General features: G+C 59.6%; 14 protein-coding genes and 1 pseudogene. 11 read left to right on the top strand and 4 right to left on the bottom strand.

Translation table 11 applies throughout. From position 1 onward, the window contains the following. Positions 1 to 145 precede the first annotated feature (145 nt). Positions 146 to 1,549, bottom strand: a complete 1,404-nt coding sequence (locus Q0063_RS06475; protein WP_297871156.1) for an MFS transporter — start codon at positions 1,547 to 1,549, stop codon at positions 146 to 148. A 1,008-nt stretch (positions 1,550 to 2,557) separates the two neighbouring features. On the opposite strand from Q0063_RS06475, the gene Q0063_RS06465 reads away from it, so the two are divergent. The 3 genes from Q0063_RS06465 to Q0063_RS06455 are packed head-to-tail and all read left to right on the top strand — an operon-like array spanning position 2,558 to position 4,241. Next, entirely contained in the window at positions 2,558 to 3,115 is a 558-nt protein-coding gene (locus Q0063_RS06465) for a TetR/AcrR family transcriptional regulator (protein ID WP_297871155.1), read from the top strand. Positions 3,116 to 3,142: 27 nt separating this feature from the next. After that, a complete protein-coding gene (locus tag Q0063_RS06460) occupies positions 3,143 to 3,808 on the top strand; it encodes a hypothetical protein (RefSeq protein ID WP_297871154.1) in 666 nt (221 codons plus the stop codon). A 13-nt stretch (positions 3,809 to 3,821) separates the two neighbouring features. Then, the gene (locus Q0063_RS06455) at positions 3,822 to 4,241 is read left to right on the top strand and encodes a DUF2871 domain-containing protein (RefSeq protein WP_297871153.1); all 420 of its coding nucleotides are present in this window, start codon (positions 3,822 to 3,824) and stop codon (positions 4,239 to 4,241) included. 307 nt (positions 4,242 to 4,548) lie between these two features. On the opposite strand, the gene Q0063_RS06450 is transcribed toward Q0063_RS06455, so the two are convergent. From Q0063_RS06450 to Q0063_RS06440, 3 genes are all read right to left on the bottom strand, one after another. After that, positions 4,549 to 5,091, bottom strand: coding sequence for a prolyl-tRNA synthetase associated domain-containing protein (locus tag Q0063_RS06450; RefSeq protein ID WP_297871152.1), 543 nt, complete (start codon positions 5,089 to 5,091; stop codon positions 4,549 to 4,551). Positions 5,092 to 5,188: 97 nt separating this feature from the next. Continuing rightward, on the bottom strand, positions 5,189 to 6,565 hold the full coding sequence (gene murC, locus Q0063_RS06445; RefSeq protein WP_297871151.1) for a UDP-N-acetylmuramate--L-alanine ligase: 1,377 nt from the start codon (positions 6,563 to 6,565) through the stop codon (positions 5,189 to 5,191). Positions 6,566 to 6,737: 172 nt separating this feature from the next. Continuing rightward, a complete protein-coding gene (locus Q0063_RS06440; protein ID WP_297871150.1) occupies positions 6,738 to 7,382 on the bottom strand; it encodes an AAA family ATPase in 645 nt (214 codons plus the stop codon). Positions 7,383 to 7,589: 207 nt separating this feature from the next. Between Q0063_RS06440 and Q0063_RS06435 the strand changes: the two genes are divergently transcribed. From Q0063_RS06435 to Q0063_RS14715, 8 genes and pseudogenes are all read left to right on the top strand, one after another. Beyond that, on the top strand, positions 7,590 to 8,909 hold the full coding sequence (locus Q0063_RS06435) for a CCA tRNA nucleotidyltransferase (RefSeq protein ID WP_297871149.1): 1,320 nt from the start codon (positions 7,590 to 7,592) through the stop codon (positions 8,907 to 8,909). After that, positions 8,906 to 9,463 (top strand): DUF3795 domain-containing protein, encoded by a 558-nt coding sequence (locus tag Q0063_RS06430; protein ID WP_297871148.1) that lies wholly within the window; start codon positions 8,906 to 8,908, stop codon positions 9,461 to 9,463. Before Q0063_RS06435 ends, Q0063_RS06430 begins: the two co-directional genes overlap by 4 nt. Positions 9,464 to 9,513: 50 nt before the next feature. After that, positions 9,514 to 10,362, top strand: coding sequence for a dipicolinate synthase subunit DpsA (locus Q0063_RS06425; RefSeq protein WP_297871147.1), 849 nt, complete (start codon positions 9,514 to 9,516; stop codon positions 10,360 to 10,362). Next, on the top strand, positions 10,359 to 10,934 hold the full coding sequence (locus Q0063_RS06420; protein WP_297871146.1) for a dipicolinate synthase subunit B: 576 nt from the start codon (positions 10,359 to 10,361) through the stop codon (positions 10,932 to 10,934). The genes Q0063_RS06425 and Q0063_RS06420 overlap by 4 nt, the downstream gene beginning before the upstream one ends. A 307-nt stretch (positions 10,935 to 11,241) precedes the next feature. Next, positions 11,242 to 13,092, top strand: coding sequence for a patatin-like phospholipase family protein (locus tag Q0063_RS06415; protein WP_297871145.1), 1,851 nt, complete (start codon positions 11,242 to 11,244; stop codon positions 13,090 to 13,092). 422 nt (positions 13,093 to 13,514) lie between these two features. After that, positions 13,515 to 13,619: pseudogene (locus Q0063_RS06410) on the top strand (AbrB/MazE/SpoVT family DNA-binding domain-containing protein); the annotation flags it as partial. Between the two features lie 446 nt (positions 13,620 to 14,065). Next, positions 14,066 to 15,772 carry an N-6 DNA methylase gene (locus Q0063_RS06405; RefSeq protein WP_297871144.1) on the top strand — a complete coding sequence of 569 codons (1,707 nt, stop codon included), beginning with the start codon at positions 14,066 to 14,068 and terminating at the stop codon, positions 15,770 to 15,772. Continuing rightward, positions 15,727 to 16,116, top strand: a complete 390-nt coding sequence (locus Q0063_RS14715) for a type II toxin-antitoxin system PemK/MazF family toxin (RefSeq protein WP_367180342.1) — start codon at positions 15,727 to 15,729, stop codon at positions 16,114 to 16,116. Before Q0063_RS06405 ends, Q0063_RS14715 begins: the two co-directional genes overlap by 46 nt. The last annotated feature ends 15 nt before the right edge of the window (positions 16,117 to 16,131 follow it).

Raw genomic sequence — 16,131 nt, 5'->3', positions numbered from 1 at the left:
TGCTGGGCATTCAGGACATTGCCTATAACCAGCCCAAGAGCCTGCCCTATCCCACGGAAAACCCCTTTGCATAAAACATAAAGCATAAAAAATAAGCAAAAGACCGGACCGCAAATCTGCCGGCCCGGTCTCTGCTGTTTTCCGTTTACATTTCTCCCCGCGCTTCTCTCTGCCGCAGCTCGTCCATAATGGACGGATACTGTTTGTCGAGCTTGTAGAACGCCAGCACGGCCACGGCGATGGCCCAGATCAGTATCGGCCCATACAAATAGATGTTCTGTATCATCGCCAGAGCACTTTTGGGCTGGGCTACGGAACCGCCGGCAAAGCTCATATAGCCGCTGGCGTCCATCAGCTTTGTAATGATGGCACTGGTGATTCCGGTGCCGATTTTGAAGCCCAGGCTTCCGCCGCCGAAAATCAGAGCCTCCTGACGGATATGGGTCTTCCACTGACCGTATTCCACAACATCGCCCATCATGCCGAATACAATAGCGGTAAGGGGCGCTTCTCCCAGGGCGCGGACAATGCTGCTGACCAGCACAAGTGTGAAGTTCCTGGGATTGAGCAGCAGGACCGAGTGGGCGGCAATGGCCAGGATACAGCCTGCAAGGGACAGGTCCCGTTTGCTGAAGCGGCTCAAGAGCATGGGACAGAGCATTGCTCCAATGACCAGGGTTCCCGCTTCCGCCAGATACAGCATACTGTACATCCAGCTGTCGTTGCCCAGAAGGTATTTGCAGTAATACGGGAGGTCTGTTCCAACCAGGGTGCCGTGTACGCAGGTGACCGTCCAGAGGACCAGCACCGCCCAAAAGTAGGGGTTCATAGCCAGCGCCTTCAGGTTTTTCCCGACGGGCACATCGGTTTTCTCTGCCGTCTCGATTTGGACACGCTCTTTGCACTTCATGAAACAAATCAGCAGCATGATAAAGGCAATGAAGGACCACATCATCATGGCCTTATACCAGGCCTGCTCGGTGTCACCGAACAGCTTCACCACCGGCATGGTGAAGGTGACGGAGATGATCCGTCCTATCGGAGCCATGGACATGCGGAACACGGAGAGAAGGTCTCGTTCTTTGGAAGAACGCACCATCATGGTGGACAGCGTGCCATAAGGGACATTGATGGCGGTATAGAGAACGGTGGTGGTCAGGTTATACGTGATGAATATGTACCAGAATTGCAGGGAGGCGGACGTCTGGGGCACCGTGAAGAGCATGACCGCCGCAATGCAGTAGGGAACGCTCATCCACAAAATCCAGGGACGGGCCTTGCCCCACTTGCTCTTCGTACGGCTGACAATAAAACCCATGATTACATCCGAGGTTCCGTCAAAAATGCGGGAAATCAGCATCACCAGGCCCACGGTTGCCACGGGGATGCCTGCGTAATCGGTGTAGAACAGCGTCAGCAGGGTGCTGATCATTCCGAAGACGATATTGCAGGCGGTATCGCCGCAGCCATAAGCCAGCCGCTCACCAGCGGAAAGCCGTTCTTCGGCAGTCACCGCCAGGGTTCTCGCTCTCTTTTCGTTGTCGCTCATGGTGCAGTTCCCTTCCTTCCTTTTTTAGCGGCGGCTTCCGCCTTCAGTTTTTTGCCATGTCCGGGTCCTCCATATGGTGGTATGCTGTCTGCTGTTATTCTATCGAATTTTTCCGCTTGGGGCCTTAAAGAACTTGCTGCAATCTGTGCTTTTGGGCGATTTTACAAGAAAGTATTCTTGTTTTCTTGCGGTTCCCGGCCAGAATGTACAATACAGGAAAAGAGAGGAGCCGTTTTTTCGGGCTTTCCGTGCTTTCGGGAGACGGGCCGGGACAGAGCCCGGCCCCTGCGGACCCCCGAGGGACGGACGGGCCCCTGTCCCGAAAACAGCAGCGGTGGACCAGTTACGGGTCCGCCGCCGTTGTGTGTGCGTTTTTAGTCGGGGTAGCGTGTGTAGAAAACAAAGCTGTAGCCAGTGTCGGAGTCGTTCGTGCCGCTGGGTCCGATGATGAGACCGCTTCGCTCTCCGACCGCCGAGGTACTGCCCTTGCAGCTGCTTACCCGGATGAGTTCGGAAGGTATCTCCTGGTGTGGTGAGTACGGCCATTATCAGCGCGGCGGCAATGATTCTTTTCAAGTCTTCCATTCTGTTTCCCCTGTTTTCAGTATTTTTAGGTACCTTTGGCAACCACACGATACCGAATTGAAGGCTGAAAGCCGATAGAAACTTATGGGTAAAAACGGAGAAATACAGAGGCGAACAGCACGCGAACGACTCAGCGCTTCGCGGTTCATATTTAGGGCCTCTTTCGTTACGCTAATCATTCTGATCACATAAACAGCCGCAGACAGACGTGGGGGTATATGGAAACACTGCTTCCAAAGCGTGCCGGAAAGCAAATGGAACAGGGCAAAAACAGCCATAAACCATCAAATATTGCCTGGGAAATGTTTTCTTACCGCTCTGTCTGCAGCGCGATAAAATTCACCGCTTCCCCCATTCCCAAAAACGCTTGACAATCCGGAGATATGCCGCTATACTGAATATCGTTCATGTTGAGGTGATACGATGAATACGGCAGTTACATCAAAAGAGGATATTTTGAAAACCAGCCAGGAGCTGATCCGGCGGCAGGGATGGTCCGCAGTCAATATCCGCTCTGTCGCCGCGGCCTGCGGGGTGTCGGTGGGGGCCATCTACAATTATTTTGATTCCAAATCCGCCCTGGCGTCTGCCACTGTGGAAAGCGTCTGGCGCGAGATTTTCCCCCGCCCGGAAGATAAGGCCCTGTTTCATGATACCCAGGCCTATATCACCTGGACGTATGAACAGATGGAGCGCGGCTGCAGGCAATATCCCGGATTTTTTACACTGCACTCCCTGGGCTTTTTGCAGGAGGAGAAAGCCGGTGGGAAACGGAACATGCGGCAGGTCTGGCAGCAGATTATAGATGGACTGTATTCCGTCCTAATGCAGGACAGCAGGATTCGGGCGGATGCCTTTACGGAGCAATTCACCGCGAGACGGTTTTCCGATGTTTTGTTTTCGCTGATACTGTCCGCCCTTCTGCGGCAGGACTACGATCCCGTCCCCGTACTGGAAATTGTCCGCAGGACTCTTTATTAAAATCTTACTCATAAAGGAGCGTAAGCGATGCAGGCAGTTGCGGAAACCCTGTTTGATCTTGTCTACTTGATTACAGTCATCACCATCGGAATTTTAATGATCCGGGGCAGTAAGGGCGCGCGCCAGTTTCGCCTGTTTGGATGGATGGCTGTCGTGCTGGGTGCAGGAGACTCCTTCCATCTGGTTCCCCGCGTCATCGCCCTGTGTACCACCGGCCTGGAGAACTGCACCGTTCCCCTGGGCTTTGGAAAACTGGTCACCTCGGTCACCATGACGGTTTTCTATGTACTGCTCTACTACGTCTGGCGGCAGCGGTATCACATCAGCGGGCGGGGCGGCCTTACCGCCGCCGTGTACGTTCTGGCCGGGGTGCGGATTGCGCTGTGCATGATGCCCCAGAACCAGTGGCTCACCGCCGCAGCACCCCTCTCCTGGGGCGTCTACCGCAACATCCCCTTTGCCCTGCTGGGTCTGCTGGTGATCGTGCTGTTCTACCGCAGTGGAAAGAAGCACGGGGACAGGGCGTTCCGCTGGATATGGCTGACCATCGTGCTGAGTTTTGGTTTTTACATTCCAGTGGTCCTGTGGGCGGACGCCATACCCATGATCGGGATGCTGATGATTCCCAAGACCTGTGCCTATGTTTGGACGGTGCTCATCGGATATTTCGCCATGAAACAGGAATGCAAATAAGGAGGAACCGATTATGAAACGCTATATGAATGCAGCTCTGCTGTACGCTGTCCTGGCTATGATTGGCGGCGTGTTTTACCGGGAGTTCACCAAGTTCAACGGCTTTACCGCCCGGACCGCCCTCTCCGTCGTACATACCCATTACTTTCTGTTAGGCCTGGTGTTTTTCCTGCTGCTGGTAGTGCTGGAAAAGAACCTGGCCTTTACCGGTGCGAAGACCGGGCGGGTGCTGGCGGTCTACCACATCGGGCTGAACCTGACCGCCGTGATGCTGGTGGTGCGGGGGGTGACCCAGGTTGTGGGGACCAATCTCTCCAGAGGCGCGGATGCGGCGGTCTCCGGCATGGCCGGGATGGGTCACATCCTGCTGGGCGTCAGCCTGGTGCTTCTGCTGCTGCAGATTAAGCGCAGCGTGCCGGCTTCCCGGTGCTGAACCGTACAATAAAATCCAGCGAGGGGCCGATGCCACACACGGTGTCAGCCCCTCAGTTGTGTTCCTATTGGGCCCCAAGCCAGCCAGAGGCGATGGGCGGCTGGTGAGAAGATAAATCCCCTCATAAAGCGTGTCCGCCAGAAACTCAATGCGTCTGACAGAATCCGTATCCAACGCCTGTCCCCCTAGGGGAGGCATAGCCGGTTTCCGGAATCCGCCGAGCCCGGCGGCGCAAGGCCGATCATAGCAAAATATAGCGAAAAAACCCGCTGGAGCTCCAGCGGGTTTTTGGGTATCGGTTCGTGTATTACAGGTCCACCACCGTGACCTCGTGGCCGGTGCGGGGGAGCAGCTTTTGCAGCACGTCCGCCGTTTTCAGCTTCAGGCTGCTGGTGCAGATGCAGGGGTGGCAGCTGAGAAACTCCGCCTCATAGACCTCCCGCTCCATCAGCAGCCGTACCCGGTGCTCTGTGTCGTTCATCAGACCAAGAACGGTGGCCGAGCCCGGCGTACAGCCCAGCAGCTCCCAAAGGGCCTCCTCCGGGGCGAAGGACAGCCGGGCGGAGCCGATCTGCCGGGAGAGGTCTTTGGTGTGGAAGGGCTTGCCAGGCCCCATGCAGAGGAGGTAGAACTGGGTTTTCTGCCGGTTGCAGAGGAACAGGTTTTTGCAGATGGGCACCCCCAGCACCTCGCTGACGGCGGCGCATTTCTCCATCGTGTCGGCGGGGTCGCTGGAAACCCGGTCGTAGTCCATGCCCAGCTCCTCCAGAAGGGCGAAGGCCGCCGCCTCCTGAGGCAGCAGTTCCCCGTCCGGCCGGGCGTTGTGGTACAGGGGTGAAATATCCATCATACGTATACCTCTCATAAAACGAAAAATCAGGAATTTTCCGGTCTTTGGCACGATCTGTTAATGTGGAAATAATTCCTAATTCCTCATTCCTAATTCCTCATTTGCCCAGCAGCTTTTCCCCGGCGCGGTAGATATCCCCCGCGCCCACCGTGAGGATCAGGTCCCCCGGCTGGGCCAGGCGGCGGAGGGCCTCCGCCGTCTTGTCCAGGGTGGAGCAGTAGACGGACCCGGGGATTTCCCGGCTCAGGTCCGCCGAAGAAATGCCGTAGGTATTCTGCTCCCGGGCGGCGTAGATTTCCGGCAGCACCACCACCTCGGGAATTTTCAGCTCCTCCACGAAGCGGTCGAAGAGCTTGGCGGTGCGGGAATAGGTATGGGGCTGGAAGGCCACGGTCAGCCGCCGGTAGCCCAGGCCCCTGGCCATGGTCAGAAGGGCGTGGAGCTCGTCGGGGTGGTGGGCGTAGTCGTCGTAGACGTCTGCGCCGTTATAGGTCCCCTTGTACTCAAAGCGCCGCCCCGCCCCGGTGAAGGAGGCCAGACCCTCCTCCACGGCCTTGCCGGGCAGGCCCAGCACCCAGGCCGCGGAGGCCGCCGCCAGGGCGTTGAGGATGTTGTGCCGCCCGTGGACCCGGAGGGACACGTGGGCGTAGATCTCCCCGTGGACTGTCACATCGAAGGCCGGCCAGCCGTTTTCCGTGCGGAGATTGGCGGCGGTGCAGTCCGCGCCGGGAGCGTCCAGACCAAAGGTGAAGGCGTCCAGGCCGCGGACCGTGGACAGGGCCCCGTCGTTGTCGGCGTTGACGACAACCCGGCCCCCGGGGGGCACCAGCTCCGCGAACTTCCGGAAGGAGGCCTTGATGTCCTGGAGGTCCTTAAAGAAGTCCAGGTGGTCGGCTTCCACATTCAGAATCACCGCCACGGTGGGGTAAAAGCTGAGGAAGCTGTTGCAGTACTCGCAGGACTCCAGGATGATGGTGTCCCCCTGGCCCACCCGGTAGCCGGAGCGGAGCAGGGGCAGGGTGCCGCCGATCATCACCGTGGGGTCTGCCTCCGCCGCCATGAAGATATGGGTGCACATGGACGTGGTGGTGGTCTTGCCGTGGGTCCCGGCCACACAGAGGGCGTTGGGATAGTGCCGCATGAGAGCGCCCCAGGCCTGGGCCCGCTCATAGATGGGGATGCCTCTGGCGATGGCCCCGGAAATCTCCGGGTTGCTGTCGTGGACGGCGGCGGTGCGGATGACCAGATCGCAGTCCCCCAGATTCTCGGCGCTGTGGCCCACGGCCACGGGGATGCCCAGGGACCGGAGGTGCTTCACCGTGGCGCTGTCGCTCATGTCGGAGCCCTGAATCACCAGCCCCCTGGTCCGGAGGACCTCCGCCAGAGGGCACATGGACACGCCGCCGATGCCCACCAGGTGGGCCCGGACGCCGGGCTTGAGATAGTCGCTGATGGGTTGGGTATGATATAACATGAAAACCATCTTCCTTTCCAGAAAACGGAGCCTAAAAAGATTGTATCCTTTTGAGTCTTCTATTATAATATAGAAAACGGAGAATTGCAACGGCGAAAGAACGAAGGGAATGTCCGGCCACGCATTTTATAACAGGACCATGGCGCAGGGGCCGCCGGCCTCACCCGTCTCCCTATGGATGGAACGGGCCGGGGAACCGAATCTGCCGGAGCTGGAGCAGACACCGGTCCAGGGCCTTCCGCGGTCCGCTCCGGCGGTCCTCGGAGAGGACAAGGCCTGCGATGTCCGCGATTTTTTCCGCGGTCTGGCTGATGGTCAGGCCGTCGGTGGGGAGTTTCACCTCCGTGATGTCCGTTTCAAAGGCCCGGAGACAGCGTTCCATCTGGAGCGCAGCCCAGGAGCGGCTTCCCTCCAGCCGGGAGGCCAGCCGTTTTTGAAGGGTCTCCCGCTCCGCCCACAGAATGAAATGCCGGACGTCGAACTCCGCCGACAGCGCTTCCACGGTCTCCCGGCAGCAGGTCCGGTCCGTCACCGTCATGGGGACGATGATGGGGCCGTCATGGCGTTCCGCAATCAGGCGGAGCATGTCGCAGGTCAGGGCGCGCCACAGGGGCAGGTCCTGGAAACCGGCGGGCCGCGCGGCGGGCGGAAGGCTTGCGCGGATGAACAACCCGGCGTTTTCCGGGTCGAACACACAGGACCCCGGCAGCCTGCGCCGGAGCTCACAGGCCGTCTGGGTCTTCCCTGCGCCAAAGGCGCCGTTGAGCCAGAGAATCATGCAATCACCTGCCTGGATGAAGAATTTCGATTTTATCATAGGCTAAGAACCTGTATTCACAACCGCTGGACGCTGTCTGGACGGCCTTTCTCCCGCCATACCGCGTCGATTTCCCTTGCAATCCGTCAGGATTGCTGCGGGCGCAAAAGATCTTCTTGTCTGACAGGAAAAATCCCTGTCCATCCAGCATCTTACGGCTATGAATACAGGTTCTAAAAGACTCCAAAAAGCAAGGGGAGTGAGGCAATGGAGATACCAACGTATGTAAAGGAAGTCCTGGAGGCCCTGGAGGCGGCGGGGCATGAAGCCTGGTGCGTGGGGGGCTGCGTCCGGGACTCCCTGCTGGGCCGGGAGCCGGAAGACTGGGACGTGACCGCCTCCGCCCTGCCGGAGGAAACCATGGCCGTGTTCGGCGGGCAGGCCCTTCCCACGGGCCTGAAGCACGGCACCGTCACCGTAAGCACAGCGGAGGGGCCGGTGGAGGTCACCACCTACCGTGTCGACGGGGCCTATCGCGACCACCGCAGGCCGGACTCCGTCACGTTTACCCGCTCTGTCGACGAGGACCTGGCCCGCCGGGACTTCACCGTCAACGCCATGGCCGTGAACCTCCGGGGGGAACTGCGGGACCCCTTCGGCGGACGGAGGGACCTGGAGGCGGGGATTCTGCGCTGTGTGGGGGACCCGGACCGGCGCTTTCAGGAGGACGCTTTGCGGATTCTCCGGGGGATGCGCTTTGCGGCGTGCCTCCGGCTGGAGGAGGACCGCGCCGCCGACGCCGCCATGGACCGGAACCGGGAGCTGCTCCGGGAGATTGCTCCGGAGCGCATACAGACGGAGCTGATGAAGCTCCTCTGCGGCCCGGACACCGGCTGGGTGCTGGAGAATCACCCCATGGTTCTGGGGGTCTTCTGGCCGGAGCTTCTGCCTATGGTAGGCTTCGACCAGCGGAACGTCCACCACTGTTACGACGTCTGGCGGCACAGCCTGGCCGCCATGATGCATACGCCCCCCGTTCCCGTCCTGCGCTGCGCCGCCCTGCTCCACGACGTGGGCAAGCCCTCCGCGTTCACCCTGGATGAAAACGGCGTGGGCCACTTCTACGGCCACGCCAAAGCCAGCGTCGCCCTGGCGGACGCCATGCTCCGGCGGCTGAAATGCTCCAACGAGTTCCGGGAGCGGGCGGTCCGGCTGGTGGAGTGGCACGACCGGGACATCCCCCGGACGGACAGGGGAGTCCGCCGGGCCCTCCGGGCCCTGGGAGAGGAGGACCTGCGGCTGCTGCTGGCCCTGAAGCGGGCGGACAATCTGGCCCAGGCCCCGGCGTACCATGGCCGTCAGGCGGAAATTCAAAAGGGGGAGGAGATTCTGGACAGGCTTCTGGAAGAGGAGGCCTGCTTTTCCCTGAAGCAGCTGGCGGTGGACGGGCGGGACCTGCTGGCCCTGGGCCTCTCCGGCCCGGCTCTGGGGGAGGCGCTGGACAGGCTCCTCGGCCAGGTGGTGGACGGCGAGCTGCCCAACGACCGGGCGGCGCTGCTGGCGGCGGTCAGACGGGAAGCGCTATGAAGGGATTTGAGCGGCAGGACCTGCTGTTTTCTCTCTGCGGGCTGAACTGCGGCCTGTGTCCCATGCAATGGGACGGACACTGCCCCGGCTGCGGCGGAGGCGCGGGCAATCAGTCCTGCAAAATTGCCCGGTGCGCCCTGGAGCACGGAGGCCCCGCCTACTGTTTTCAGTGCGGGGACTATCCCTGCGGACGGCTGTGCTGCGGGGACTATGATTCCTTCATCACCCATCAGCGCCGTCAGGCGGACCTGGAGAGGGCCCGCCTCCTGGGACCGGAGGCCTGCCGCGCCGGAGTTCCGGAGCGGCGGGAAATATTGGGCTTCCTTCTGAAGCACTGCAACGACGGGAGACGGAAAACCCTGTTTTTCCTGGCGGCGAACCTGCTGGAGCTCCCCGTCCTGGAGCGGATTCGGGCCCGGGCGGAGGCCATGGCGGACCGTTCATTGAAGGAGCGGACGGCGGCGGTCTCCGGGGAGCTGCTGGCCGCCGCCGGGGAGGCCGGCGTCACCCTGAAGCTCCGCAGAAAGCCGAAGACGCCCCCACCGGAGGCCTGAGGAACCATCCGCCGTCCGCCGCCATACCATGAAGCAAGGGGGAGTGCCGAATGGAAGAAGCGAAGAGGACCTTTGGCGTGATTGGCGGCGACCGCCGCCAGGCGGAGCTGAGCCGCCTGCTGGAGGCGGACGGGAACGCCGTCTGTACCTATGGGCTGGACCGCTGGAAGCCGGCGGACCCGGGTTCGCTGGACCGGGCCGCGGCGGCGGACGTGATTATTCTGCCGCTGCCGCTGTGCCGGGGGGAGGGCGTTCTGAACTGCGAGGAGGGGGCCGTGCCCACCGGCTCGCTGTTCCGCCGCCTGCGGCCCCGGCAGCGTGTTCTGGCCGGGCAGGTCCGGCCTCAGCAGCGCCGGGAGGCGGAGGACTGCGGCCTTCTGCTGGAGGACTATTTCCTGCGGGAGGAGCTGGCCGTAGCCAATGCCGCCGCCACGGCGGAGGGGGCCATTCAGACGGCCCTAGAGCGGCTGGACCGGACGCTGCTGGGCATGGAATGCCTGGTGCTGGGCTTTGGCCGCATCGGAAAGCTGCTGAGCTGCCGCCTCCAGGGTCTGGGGGCCCGGGTCACCGCCACGGCCCGGCGGCCGGAGGACCTGGCATGGATCAGGGCCTATGGCTACCGGGCGCTGGAAACCGGGCAACTGTCCGGCCATCTGTCGGAATTCGGCGCGGTATTCAACACCATCCCCTTCCCCGTCCTGGGAGGCCCCCTGCTGGACCAGCTGCCGGCGGACTGCCTGCTGGTGGACCTGGCCTCTGTCCGGGGCATCGACGCTCCGGCGGAGCGGGTGGTCTGGGCCCGGTCCCTGCCGGGCCGTCTGGCTCCCCGCACGGCGGCGGCGGCCATCCGGGACGCGGTGTATTACATCCTATTGGAAAAACGAGGTGACCCTGCATGAGAAAAGAACGGGTCGGTTTCGCGGTCTGCGGGTCCTTCTGCACCCATGAACAGGTGCTGAAAGCCCTGGAAGACCTGACGGAGCACTATGAGACGGTCATTCCCATCGTCTCGGAAATCTCCGCTGTGACAGATACACGGTTCGGGACCTCCGAGGCGCTGATGAAGCGCCTGGAGGAGCTGACGGGAAACAAGGTCCTGCATGATATCCCCTCGGTGGAGCCCATCGGGCCCAAGGGGCTGCTGGATGTGCTGGTGATTGCCCCCGCCACCGGCAACACCATCGCCAAGCTGGCCACGGGCATCACCGACACGGCGGTGACCATGGCCGCCAAGGCGCATCTGCGGAACGGCCGTCCGGTGGTGCTGGCGGTGTCCAGCAACGACGGGCTGGCGGCAGGCGCAAGGAACATCGGGGAGCTGCTGGCCAGGAAGCACTTTTTCTTTGCGCCCTTCGGGCAGGATAATGCCGAGAAAAAACCCACCTCTCTGGTGGCGGATTTCTCCCGGCTGACGGAGACGGTGGACGCCGCTCTGAGGGGGGAGCAGATTCAGCCGGTGCTGCTGCGCTGAGTCCCATGGCCGCCGGCGGTTCTGAGGCCCAGGTGACAGACCGGCGGCGGAAACTGTGCCGGAACAAAGACCGGCACGCCGCCTGCGGGCGGCCAAAAAAGGAAAGGCCTCCGGACCCTGTGCCCGGAGACCTTTCTTTTTGGGCAGGACCGGGGTCCTGTCCGGACTCCGCCGTACAGGGACATCCGGACAGCATTTCAAGCGTGCCGGCGATATTGACGGATGCGGGAGAATTATGATATCCTGATGCCATGTGGCCGCGGGCTCCGGCCGCCGGAAATTTGAGATCAGACGGGGAGGGCATTCTATGGACCTGTTGAAAAACATCGTGAAGCCGGTGCTGAATGAGGCAAAGGAGCAGGTTGTGAACACGCTGGGCGGGGGTGTCCCGTCCAGGAATACAATCATCGTTGTGTGTGACGGCGGCACGGCGGAAACCGCCGCCGAAAATATCGTCCATTATCTGGAAGCTCAGGGACAGGAGGCCTGTCTCATGACGGCGGGCCGCTATTGCAAGCATCGTCAGGAGCTGGTCAGCAACCGGGTCATCATCATCGGACACCACGACCTTGCCAAGGAGCAGCTGGCCAACGTCAACATCTGGAACGCTGATCCGGCGTGCTCCAGGTTCGGCCTGATTTGCGGCGCCGGCTTTAAAAAGTGCGTGCTGAGGGCCAGACGCAAGGCTCTGAACCAGAGTAAAAAAGATAGGGAGGCCTTTGCCCGGTACTATCAGGAGAAACTGTCCAAGTACGCGGATTTCGCGGAGCTGTACGCGGTTCCCCGGACCTGTAAGGCCCGGAAAGAAATCAGGGAATCCCAGTACGACCTTCTCTGGACCATCTTCGCCAATGAGGTGCTGCCCCAGTTCCTGACCCGGGAGAGGGGGACGTCTCCGGGACAGGACAGTCCGCGGAGCGCCGGCCCCGACAGCCCCCCGGGCCCGGCTGAGGACAGCTCGGAAAGGCTGCTGGAGCAGTTTTTGCAGGAGGCGCCCCGGGCCCTCTGCGTGACGGGGGAATACCTGCGGCGGCTCTATGAACGGCAGCTGGTTTTCACGGCCCCCTCCTCTGCCCGGTGTGAAGAGGGCGAGGGGAAAACCCTGCTGGAGCGGGGCGGGTGGCGAATCTCCCAGGACCCGGCCCGGGACAGGTTCTGCCTTCAGGAGCGGGGCGCAGGCCGGTGTGTCACGGGAACGGCGGAGCGGATTCTTTCGCCGGTCCTGGCCGACATCCATGCTCAGGCCCAGATCAGGCGGATGAAGGAGACCGGCGGGCTGGACTATGGGATTGTGTTCTGCGGCGGCGGGGCCAAGGGCGCTTTTCAGCTGGGCGTCTGGAGGTGGCTGGAGGAGCATGGCGGGACGGAGCGGTTCACCGGCGTTTCCGGGGCCTCGGTGGGCGCTATGAATACGCTCCTCTTTGCCCGGGGCGATTATGAGCGGGCGGAACGGGTCTGGCTTGGCATGCGCCAGGAAGACCTGCTCCGGCGGAATGAGCAGCTGACCAGAAATCTGGAGGCCTGTCTGCCCGGCGCGCAGGAGCACCCTGATCTCCTTGAGATTGCGGATGCGCTTCTGGGGGATTTTCAGGAAAACGCGGGGCTGTTCAGCAAGGAGACGCTGGAGCGCATCATCCGGGAAAACATCTCCCTGGACAGCCTGCGGAACAAGCTGGCATATGTCTCCCTTTCAGCCTTCAAGGTCCCGGGGCGGCAGAAAATAGAGGGACTGTCCTCTATTTTTTCGGCGGAATACGCGTTTTTGGACCCCTGGAGTCCGGGCCCTATGGAGTACGTCATCCGCAGGGTGCTGGCCTCCGCGGCGCTGCCCGGCGCGTACACCCCTGAGACGGTGAACGGCGTCCTGTGCATTGATGGCGGCGTGCTGGACAACAGCCCCTATGCGCCCCTTGTTCAGGCGGGATACCGGAAGATTCTGGTTGTGCACCTTACCCCCAGGAAGCCGGACCGCGGGGACGCGGCGGACGGCAAGGCCCTGGAGAACGGGCCCGCGCCGGGACGGAACGGCGCGGAGCTTTGGAACGTCTGGCCGTCCGCCAGTCTGGGAGGGACCTTGGAAATCGACTCCGCCCTCACCCGGCGGCGGATTGACGCCGGCTATGCCGCTGCAGCCGAATGCCTGAGGGACTTCCGGTAACGGAGCGCCCCGGCGGGAGACGGAAAAAAGAGGTTTTATGAAAAAAGAAACACTGCACAGGTGAAATCCTCCCTGCGGCCCATGTCCCCGCTGGCTGGGACTGGTGCAGACGCCGGCGAATCCCTGCCCCAGTGCAGGAAAACGGCCTTGCGGCGGACCTTATAGCCATTACTCATCAGCGGTTTTATCGCTGTTTTCAAACCGGTATCTGCCGGTTTTCAACTGTGCCGGCAATATCAGACGTTTGACCGCTTTCATAAGGAGCGAGAACATGGCCGGGCCTGATTCCGGCGCGTCACCATCGGCGGCGCGGATTTCCAGACATCACCATGCCTTCCACCGGCATAAGCCGGGAAAAACGGAGGATACTATCTTTTGCCAGAGTGACATACCAACTATCACTGCCAAAAGGAGTTTTTGATATGAAGGCAACAGGAATTGTGCGTCGGATCGACGATCTGGGCCGGGTCGTGATCCCCAAGGAAATTCGCCGCACCATGCGTATCCGGGAGGGCGACCCCTCACAGAAGACATTGGAACAGTGGGAGCGGTTCTGCCGCGGGATATTGGAGCTGGGGAAGCGGATGGGGTGGGGTACATAAGATACCACCAAAAAGGGAGTACGTATTTGCCTTTGGCCTGTTTATATCCATGAATTGGTAAAGAGATTCTTTTTACAGCATGGTTTTCAGCGGGCAGCTCATAATGCAGGAGCAGATTTTCCACAGTACCGGAGATTCGCTTGTTTAGGCTATTAGGTTAACGAGCAGCAGCCGAATATGGCGGCTGCTCGTTTATTTGCAGGCTTATTAAAAAATAATTAGATTACTCTTGACAGCCAGCATTCGGTGTGTTACACTATCGCTATAAAGAATAATGCAATTACTCTACAAGGCGAGGTGTTACTATGCGCGATGTCTATTCTGATCCCATACGTGGTATACTCAACATAGCCCGTGGCAGGGGTTATGCCATGACAGATCTGCTGGACCAATCCATCGCACTGTGTATTGGCTTCTGGTTTTTGGAGAAAGAGACAATCCACAGCCTGTGCAACATCTCATTTTGCCAGGCGGACTTTGAGGCCGCCGTCCGCAATCGTCTAAAAGAAACTGATGCCGAGGCGGAAGTGTCTTTTGCGGAGTATTCCCAAACCCATTTACTGGAAGATACATTTCGGGAGCTCTTTTACCACTGGGCACAGTTTAGCGATGATAAGGACAAATTACGCCGCTTGACAGATCGGTTGGTCTATCCCAACCTCAGCCGGGTTCGTCGTCCCGAACTGGCCGTTCCGACGTGGTTGGAGCGTCTGGCCTGTGAGCTTCTGGGCGATAAAACCGGCACGTTCTATGATGGCGCCGCAGGCGTGGGTAATATGGCGCTCAGGATTGCCCAAGACAGGCGAAAAAAAGGCTTGCCGCTTCATGTTGTGACCAAGGAGATAGACCCGTTGTTGTTCCATCTCTCTGTCCTTCGCTCAAAAATGCACGGCTTTGCATTCCAACAGACCAATGAAGACTGCCTGAACACCCGAGACATATCCTCCAAAGCGGATATGTCCGTCATGTTCCCCTCGCTGCGAGGTGGAGAGCAGGTGTTCGTTTCCGACTCGGTTGTCTGCGGCGGTGACTGGTCTTATGCTTATCACCAGCTCAGCGCATTGAACAAAACAGGAATTGGCGTTTGCCGGATTCCAAACGGTGCGTTGTTCAACGCAAAAAATCAAGCATTCCGGAAATACTTGCTGGATCTAAATGTGATAGATGCTATCATTGCACTACCTCAAAATAGTGTTCCGTTTTGGCCGGCAGCGCCGGCAACATCTTTAGTGGTTTTCCGTAAGGGGCGGAAACAGGGGGATACTGTTTGGATGATGGAGCTTCCCACACCTGGTCTATGGAAGCAAAAGAATGAAAACAGAAGTATGTTCCATCATTCGGGGAGTGACATACTCCCTATGATACGGACAAGCGGAAGGCAGGTAGACCGCTTTGAATTGGATGCGTTCAATCTGTCCCCACAACGGTATCTGCCCACTACCCGGCTGAGTGATATGGATATCAATACCGTACAAAACGCTGGAGACAGTCGAAGCCGCAGTGCCATCCGGATGAAAGAGGTGGCCCAGATATATAGAGGTATCAATGTTGCCAACCTAGTCCGCAGTGCGGAGGGCGCCGGGGTGCTGCGGCTGTCTGACGTTCAAAATGGGAAGATCTGTATGGACAATATTGCCCATTTTGATCTTTCGGGGCGTGAAAATGCTGATCGCTATCAAATCCGTGTCGGGGATATTTTGATTTCCTGTAAGGGTAAAGCGATTAAACTCTGTATAATTTCGGAGGATGTGCCCCTGTATCTCTCCCACGACTTTTTGGGGATCCGTGCAGACGGCACCAAGGTTGACCCATGGTATCTCTATTATGTTCTGCAGAGCCCTGTTGGCCAGAAGATGCTTCAACAGATCCAGATGGGTAGCAGTATTCCTATGATCCGCGCGGCGGATTTGGAGCAATTACGGCTCCATTATATCCCGCTTGTACAGCAAAGCCAGTATGCCTCTGAGCTTCGCGGGGCCAATGTGCTCATTGACGAGCAGCTTGAGGTGTTGAATGCGTCAAGGCGGCGGGTATGCGAACAATTCTATCAAAAAGTTGGATTGGAGGACGTTTTATGAGAAAAAACCGCGTTCAAAGAGGCGACATTTGGATGGTCAACCTGTTGTTTTCCCGAGGAGACGTACTGAGGGGCCCTCATCCGGCCATTGTAATCAGCAGCGACCTAACGAACCGGAATTCAAGGATTGTAACAGTGGTGCCACTGACCTCCTCTGTCAGACCGCCCATGCCGTGCCATGTGAAGGTCTCTGGGTTTGGTCTGAAAAAGCAGAGCACAGCTCTGGCAGAGCAGCTCACCACTATACCCCAAAGCTGTTTGCGTTTCCGGATGGGCTCCCTTACGGATTCTGTAAAAATGGCAGAGCTTGAACAAGCTGTGATGAGGCAGTTGGAAGTGGCCTGAGTGATAGTAGGGAGG

The organism is uncultured Oscillibacter sp., assembly GCF_947654275.1.
Classification (GTDB): domain Bacteria; phylum Bacillota; class Clostridia; order Oscillospirales; family Oscillospiraceae; genus Oscillibacter.
This window is presented reverse-complemented; position numbering and strand designations above follow the sequence as displayed.

Excerpts from the sequence above, each read along its gene's own strand:
- Q0063_RS06465 (WP_297871155.1), top strand. The coding sequence starts at position 2,558 with ATGAATACGGCAGTTACATCAAAAGAGGATATTTTGAAAACCAGCCAG.
- Q0063_RS14715 (WP_367180342.1), top strand. The coding sequence starts at position 15,727 with ATGCGAACAATTCTATCAAAAAGTTGGATTGGAGGACGTTTTATGAGA.
- Q0063_RS06435 (WP_297871149.1), top strand. The coding sequence starts at position 7,590 with ATGGAGATACCAACGTATGTAAAGGAAGTCCTGGAGGCCCTGGAGGCG.
- Q0063_RS06430 (WP_297871148.1), top strand. The coding sequence starts at position 8,906 with ATGAAGGGATTTGAGCGGCAGGACCTGCTGTTTTCTCTCTGCGGGCTG.
- murC (WP_297871151.1), bottom strand. The coding sequence starts at position 6,565 with ATGTTATATCATACCCAACCCATCAGCGACTATCTCAAGCCCGGCGTC.
- Q0063_RS06475 (WP_297871156.1), bottom strand. The coding sequence starts at position 1,549 with ATGAGCGACAACGAAAAGAGAGCGAGAACCCTGGCGGTGACTGCCGAA.
- Q0063_RS06440 (WP_297871150.1), bottom strand. The coding sequence starts at position 7,382 with ATGATAAAATCGAAATTCTTCATCCAGGCAGGTGATTGCATGATTCTC.
- Q0063_RS06460 (WP_297871154.1), top strand. The coding sequence starts at position 3,143 with ATGCAGGCAGTTGCGGAAACCCTGTTTGATCTTGTCTACTTGATTACA.
- Q0063_RS06425 (WP_297871147.1), top strand. The coding sequence starts at position 9,514 with ATGGAAGAAGCGAAGAGGACCTTTGGCGTGATTGGCGGCGACCGCCGC.
- Q0063_RS06405 (WP_297871144.1), top strand. The coding sequence starts at position 14,066 with ATGACAGATCTGCTGGACCAATCCATCGCACTGTGTATTGGCTTCTGG.
- Q0063_RS06420 (WP_297871146.1), top strand. The coding sequence starts at position 10,359 with ATGAGAAAAGAACGGGTCGGTTTCGCGGTCTGCGGGTCCTTCTGCACC.
- Q0063_RS06455 (WP_297871153.1), top strand. The coding sequence starts at position 3,822 with ATGAAACGCTATATGAATGCAGCTCTGCTGTACGCTGTCCTGGCTATG.
- Q0063_RS06450 (WP_297871152.1), bottom strand. The coding sequence starts at position 5,091 with ATGATGGATATTTCACCCCTGTACCACAACGCCCGGCCGGACGGGGAA.
- Q0063_RS06415 (WP_297871145.1), top strand. The coding sequence starts at position 11,242 with ATGGACCTGTTGAAAAACATCGTGAAGCCGGTGCTGAATGAGGCAAAG.